Source organism: Bradyrhizobium sp. 62 (assembly GCF_023073035.1).
Taxonomy (GTDB): domain Bacteria; phylum Pseudomonadota; class Alphaproteobacteria; order Rhizobiales; family Xanthobacteraceae; genus Bradyrhizobium.
In genome coordinates this window covers 1,029,996-1,031,204 of sequence record NZ_JADPIT010000015.1, presented here as the reverse complement: position 1 = coordinate 1,031,204, position 1,209 = coordinate 1,029,996, and the positions used below count along the sequence as shown (strand labels likewise).

Below are 1,209 nucleotides of genomic sequence, written 5' to 3'. Positions count from 1 at the left end.
GCCGCCGCGCTCGCCATTGATTTTCCGCGGCGGCGGAAGCGGGCGCCGCCCGCCCGACGCATTCGCCAGACGAGCCCGGGTCCGATCGTGATGCATGGCTCCCAGATCGCCCGCCCGATGGTGGGCGCGCCTGTCCTCGTTGTAATCTGGACATTGCTACGTCGCGGCCTAGATAAAGTGAGCCTTCTCAACAACGGACGTCACGGCCCAGCGGGTGTGACTGATCGGGGCGCCCTTGCTGGGGCTGTCGATCTGCTCCATACCAGCCGCGGGGTGATTCCGGGATTTCCACCGTTCTGAGGGCGACAAAGGGCCTAAAAAGAGCGTGTCTTGCGCCCATTGGTGCACTGCGCTAAGGCTCAGAACAATTCCAAACTGGACGAATCCGTGGCTGTCCCGAGGCTGCGGGAAAAAGGGCTCGTCAATGAGCGGCATTCTGCAGAACTATCTTCCACTCGTCGTCTTCATAGGGGTAGCGGGCCTCATTGGTCTGGTGCTGCTGATCGCGCCGTTCATCGTGGCGTTCCAGCAGCCGGACCCGGAAAAGCTGTCGGCGTATGAGTGCGGTTTCAACGCCTTCGACGACGCCCGCATGAAGTTCGACGTCCGCTTCTATCTGGTCGCCATCCTCTTCATCATCTTCGACCTCGAGGTGGCGTTCCTGTTTCCCTGGGCGGTGGCGTTCGGCAAGCTTGGCGCGACCGGCTTCTGGTCCATGGTGGTGTTCCTTGGCGTGCTGACGGTCGGGTTCGCCTATGAATGGAAGAAAGGCGCACTGGAATGGGATTGAACCCTGTGTCGTCCGCCGGTCCGGTTCTCGCGCCGGCCCCCAAGGGCATCCTGGACCCGTCGACTGGCAAGCCGGTCGGGGCCAATGATCCGTTCTTCCTCGAGGTCAATTCGGAACTGTCCGACAAGGGCTTCTTCGTGGCCGCGACCGACGACCTCATCACCTGGGCGCGCACCGGCTCGCTGATGTGGATGACCTTCGGTCTCGCCTGCTGCGCGGTCGAGATGATGCAGGTGTCGATGCCGCGCTACGACGTCGAGCGCTTCGGCTTCGCGCCGCGTGCTTCGCCGCGTCAGTCGGACGTGATGATCGTCGCCGGGACCCTGACCAACAAGATGGCGCCCGCGCTGCGCAAGGTCTACGACCAGATGCCCGAGCCGCGTTACGTCATCTCGATGGGCTCCTGCGCCAACGGCGGC

At 63.4% G+C, this 1,209-nt stretch carries 3 protein-coding genes; all 3 read left to right on the top strand.

Annotated features, from left to right (window positions below):
• A partial coding sequence (locus tag IVB47_RS15450; protein ID WP_247462456.1) for a hypothetical protein occupies nucleotides 1-300 on the top strand: 300 nt, incomplete at its 5' end.
• A 124-nt stretch (nucleotides 301-424) separates the two neighbouring features.
• Nucleotides 425-790: an NADH-quinone oxidoreductase subunit A gene (locus tag IVB47_RS15445; protein WP_007603535.1), complete on the top strand. Its 366-nt coding sequence runs from the start codon at nucleotides 425-427 to the stop codon at nucleotides 788-790.
• Nucleotides 781-1,209: NADH-quinone oxidoreductase subunit NuoB (nuoB, locus tag IVB47_RS15440; protein WP_247462455.1), on the top strand; the 429-nt coding region annotated here is incomplete at its 3' end. The genes IVB47_RS15445 and nuoB, both read left to right, overlap by 10 nt.